3 protein-coding genes and 1 pseudogene are annotated in these 4594 nt (G+C 69.2%); all 4 read left to right on the forward strand.

Annotated elements, in window-relative coordinates:
* Positions 1–97 precede the first annotated feature (97 nt).
* On the forward strand, positions 98–1045 hold the full coding sequence (locus tag ABLA28_RS10565; RefSeq protein ID WP_347713631.1) for a polysaccharide deacetylase family protein: 948 nt from the start codon (positions 98–100) through the stop codon (positions 1043–1045).
* 10 nt (positions 1046–1055) lie between these two features.
* Complete coding sequence (cls, locus tag ABLA28_RS10570) at positions 1056–2669, forward strand: cardiolipin synthase (protein ID WP_347713632.1); 1614 nt, start codon at positions 1056–1058, stop codon at positions 2667–2669.
* Positions 2670–2830: 161 nt separating this feature from the next.
* Positions 2831–4117 carry a hypothetical protein gene (locus tag ABLA28_RS10575; RefSeq protein ID WP_347713633.1) on the forward strand — a complete coding sequence of 429 codons (1287 nt, stop codon included), beginning with the start codon at positions 2831–2833 and terminating at the stop codon, positions 4115–4117.
* A pseudogene (locus tag ABLA28_RS10580) lies at positions 4101–4594 on the forward strand (tRNA uridine-5-carboxymethylaminomethyl(34) synthesis GTPase MnmE); the annotation flags it as partial. The gene ABLA28_RS10575 and the pseudogene ABLA28_RS10580, both read left to right, overlap by 17 nt.

The raw sequence follows: 4594 nt of genomic DNA on the forward strand, positions 1-4594 counted from the left end.
GGGAGAACGACGGGGCGGACGATGAAAAGGACGGCGGGAGGGGCGGAGCGGTTCCGCTCCTTCCCGCGGGGACCGTTTTGGGGGGAGTTCTTGCAAGATGACGGACAACTGCGCGTTGGCGCTGAAGATCGACGTCGATACGCTGAAGGGGTACCAGGAGGGGCTGCCGCGCCTTCTGGACATGCTGAAGCGCCGGGGCATCCGGGCCTCGATCTTCTTTTCCATGGGGCCGGACAACTCCGGCAAGGCCGTGCGGCGCATCTTCCGAAGGGGCTTCGTCTCCAAGATGCTGCGCACCCGGGCGCCCTCGACCTATGGGCTGAAGACCCTCCTCTACGGGACGCTGCTGCCCGCGCCGATGATCGTGGAGTCCGACCCCGGCCTGCTGCGCCGGGCGGTGGACGAGGGGCACGACTGCGGCGTCCACGCGTGGGACCACGTGTTCTGGCAGGACCGGCTGCCGTCGCTCTCCCGGGAGGCCGTCCGCGAGCAGTTCGCGCGCTCGATGGAGCTCTTCGAGCGGGTGTCGGGAACGGCCCCGGCCTGCTGCGCCGCGCCGGGCTGGCAGACGACGCCCGACGCCCTGGCCGTCCAGGACGAGCTGGGCTTCGCCTATTGCAGCGACGTCCGCGGGACGGGACCGTCTTTACCACGGGTGTTTTTGCCCCGGATGGGCGGGACGACGTTCCGCACCCCGCAGATCCCCTCGACGCTCCCGACCCTGGACGAGCTCTGGGGGACGGACGGCCTGGACGCGGACACCGTGAACGACCGGTACCTGGACCTGCTGGAGCCGGGGGTGAACGTCCACACCATCCATACGGAGATGGAGGGCGGCGCGATGAGCGGGGTCTTCGAGGCGCTGCTGGACGCCTGCCTGGAGGGCGAGATGGCCTTCATGACGCTGCGCGAGGTTTTGGCCGGGGCCGGGGCCGCGGCGACGGTGGACGATGGGGCCGCACCGCTGCCCGTGTCCGAGGTCGTCATGCGCGAGATCCCGGGGCGCGCCGGGACGTTGGCCGTCCAGCAGGCCGCGGAGGGCTGAGGCGGTCGCCATGCGCATCTCCCTCAGGGCCCTCGTCGGCTGTACGCTTCTTCTGCTGGCGGCGTTCGTCTGCTGGCGCTATCTCGCGTCCCTGAGGGAGTCCCCGGTCCGATGGGTCGAGGGGGGCCTCGCGCTCTCGGAGGAGGTCTGGGGACAGCTTCGTTCCCTGTGGGATGAGGTGCAGCGCTACGTCTACTGGATCCTGGGCGTGTACGTCGTCGTGGCCGCGCTCACGGTCTTCTTCGAGGAGAGCAACCCGGACCGCGCGAACCTCTGGCTCTTCACGCTCCTGCTCTTCCCCTACATCGGGCTCGCGGCCTATCTGTTCTTCGGCCCCAACGTGCGGAGCGTCCCGCACCGCTGGCGCGTGTTCCGGAGCTCCCGCCGGCGTTCGAAAAACCGCTCCGGCCGGGCTGCGCCCGAGGCGGCGGACGGCCTGGAGCGCCTGCTGGAGGTCTCGAGCGGAGCCGTCCCGACCCGAGGCAACGCGGTGCGCATTCTGCTGGACGGGGAACGGACCTTCTCCGCCATCGAGGAGGCCCTGGCCTCGGCCCGCCGCACCATCCACATGGAGTACTTCTCCGTGGCCCACGACGAGCTGGGGACCCGGATAAAAAAACTGCTGATCGATCGAGCGAGGGCGGGCGTGAAGGTCCGTTTCCTCTACGACGCGGTCGGGAGCTGGCGCATCGGGCGCGAGTACGTCGACGAGCTCCGGGCCGCCGGGGTGCAGGTCCGGGCCTTCATGCCGGTGGCCTTCGCGCGGTTCCGCAGCGGTCTGAACCATCGGGACCACCGCAAGATCGTCGTGGTCGACGGCGGAGTCGGCTTCGTCGGGGGGCTGAACGTCGGGGACATGTACCTGGGCGGGGACCCCAGGATGGGCCGGTGGCGCGACACCCACCTGCGCCTCGAGGGGCCGGCGGTCCGCGAGCTGGAACGCGTCTTCCTGGAGCTCTGGGGACAGTGCGTCGGCGGGGCCGACAAGACCGGCGGGAAAACGGACGAAGCGGAGTGTGGAGGGCCGGAGAGCGGGGAGAACGGAGGGGAGGACGGGAAGAAGGACGTCGTGGAAGGGGTCCCGGTCCAGATCGCGTCCAGCGGCCCCGGCCCCACCTTCCGGGCCATAGCGGACGGCTATTTTCAGATGATCGCCTCGGCGTGCCGGCGAGTCTGGATCACGACGCCCTATCTCGTCCCGGGCGAGACGCTGTCCAACGCGCTGTCCATCGCGGCCCGGAGCGGCGTCGACGTGCGCGTCATCATCCCCTCGAAGGCGGACCACACCCTGGTGTTCTGGGCCTCGCAGTTCAACGTGGACACGCTGCTGAGGAACGGCGTCCGCGTCTTCAGCTACAAGGGGGGCTTCGTCCACGCCAAGACGATGGTCGCGGACTCGGAGGTCGCCTCGGTCGGAACCGCGAACCTGGACGTGCGCAGCCTGGAGATCAACTACGAGGTGCAGGCCTTCATGCGCTCGAAGGAGCTGGCGGCCCAGCTGGAGAGCGCCTTCCTGGACGACCAGGAGCTCTGCGAGGAGGAGTCCCTGTCGGGCCGGAGGAACAGGCCCCTCATCCGGAAGGTGCAGGCCGCCGTGGGGCGCCTCTGGTCCGCCCTCCTGTAGCTCCGGCGGGGCGATCCGGGCCGAACCGCAGCATCGTTCCGTACAATCTCTTCGATCGCCCCTTTCCGAATGGATATCCGGCTCCTTTTGGGTTAAACTTAAGCGGAGGGAAGACGGACCTCGTGCGGTATTCGAGTCTTCGGCATTCCGGGAGGTGCGCAATGAGAAGCTATATGAGCGCTCTGAAGGCGGTGGAGGAGGCTGGGGGAAAGGCCTGGCTCGTGGGGAACACGGCACGGACGATCGCGATGGACCTCCAGCCGGACGTCCTGTCCATGACCGCGGAACCCTGCGACCTCGGGGCCCTGGCCGGCCGGCTGGGGAACGGGACGGTCGGCGCCGTGGGCGGCTTTCCCGTGCTTCGCACGGCGGTGCTGGACATGCCGGTCGAGGTCGCCCTTCTGCAGGGCGGATCGATCGAGGAGGACCTGGCCCGCAGGGACTTCAGCATGAACGCCATCGCGTTCCGCAGCGACTGGGGAGTGGTCGATCCCTTCGGCGGCCGCCACGACATCCGCAACCGGGTCATACGCCTGACGGGGGACGACATCGAGCTGGTGCGCCGGGACCCCCTGCGCATCGTCCGCATGCTCCGCTTCGCCGCGGAGCTGTCCATGGACATCTTCTGGAAGACCGAGACGGACGTCCGGACCTTCATCGAGGCGAACCCCGGCCTCATCCGCAGCACGGCCCCCGAACGCTGGGGGCGCGAGATCCTGGGGGGGATGCGCGCCTGTCCCCACGACTTCGCCCGCCTGTGCGACGGCTACCGCCTGTTCCCCCTCTTCCTGCCCGAGTTCGAGGAGCTCAAGGACATCGTCGAGCCCAGGACGGGCCTGACCCTTTTCGAGCACGCCATGGCGACGCTGCGGGTCATCCAGGACCGTCTCCGAATCCACAAGATCAGGGAGAACGACGCCTTTGCGCTGGCGGGGCTGTTCTGCCGCGTCGGGACGAAATCGCTCGACGTCGGGGACCCCCGTCCCGTGACGGACCTCGCCTCCCGATACCTCAGGCTCTGGAACATCCCGTCGGACACGGCCGACAGGGTGTCCGCGATCATCATGAACTACCGTTCGCTCCATGCGCCCCGGACCGAGGAGGAGCTCTGCGGGGACGTGCTGCGGTACGGCCGGGAGGCCGTGAGAATGACGCTCGAGTTTGCGTCGTGCAGCGCGCTGGCGGAGCGTTTCCCGAGCATCGATATCGTGAAGGGGAACCGCTGGCGGCTGGAGCAGGTGCTGCGGCGCTTCGCGTCGACGGAACGGCAGACGGACGGTTCGGACCGCTTCCTCACGGGCGGCGATGTGATGGACCTGCTGAAGCTGGTCCCGGGGCGAAAGGTTGGGGAGATCCTGAACGGGCTGGATATGGCGGTCGGGACCGGCCGGGTCTCCAGCCGATCCGAGGCCGAGGCCTGGGTGCTGCGCCGTGGAAGCGCTTTCTGATTCCATAGCGGCGATCGCCACGGCCTGGGGGGAGGCGGGCGTGGCCATCGTGCGCCTGTCGGGGCCCGACGCCGTGCCCCTCGCGAGGACGACGCTGCGTTTTGGGCCGAACGGTTTTCCGCCGCCCCGCGAGATGAGGCTGGCGTTCCTGCTGGACGACAGGGAGAGCCCCATCGACCAGGTGCTGGTGGTGCACTTCGCGGCCCCGCGCAGCTACACGGGCGAGGACGTCGTGGAGATCCATACGCACGGGGGCACCCTGGTGGCGCAGCTCTGCCTGGAGGCCCTGCTCCGCCGCGGGGCACGCCTCGCGGAGCCCGGGGAGTTCACGCGGCGCGCCTTTCTCAACGGGCGCATCGACCTCTCCCAGTCGGAGGGGGTGCTGGGCATCATCCGGTCGCGCAGCGCCGAGGCCCTGCGCGCGGCGGCCCGGACGCTTTCGGGCGAGCTTTCGGAGTTCGTCCGGGAGATCCGGGA

This window comes from uncultured Fretibacterium sp., from assembly GCF_963544685.1.
In the GTDB taxonomy this organism is placed as follows: Bacteria; Synergistota; Synergistia; order Synergistales; family Aminobacteriaceae; genus CAJPSE01.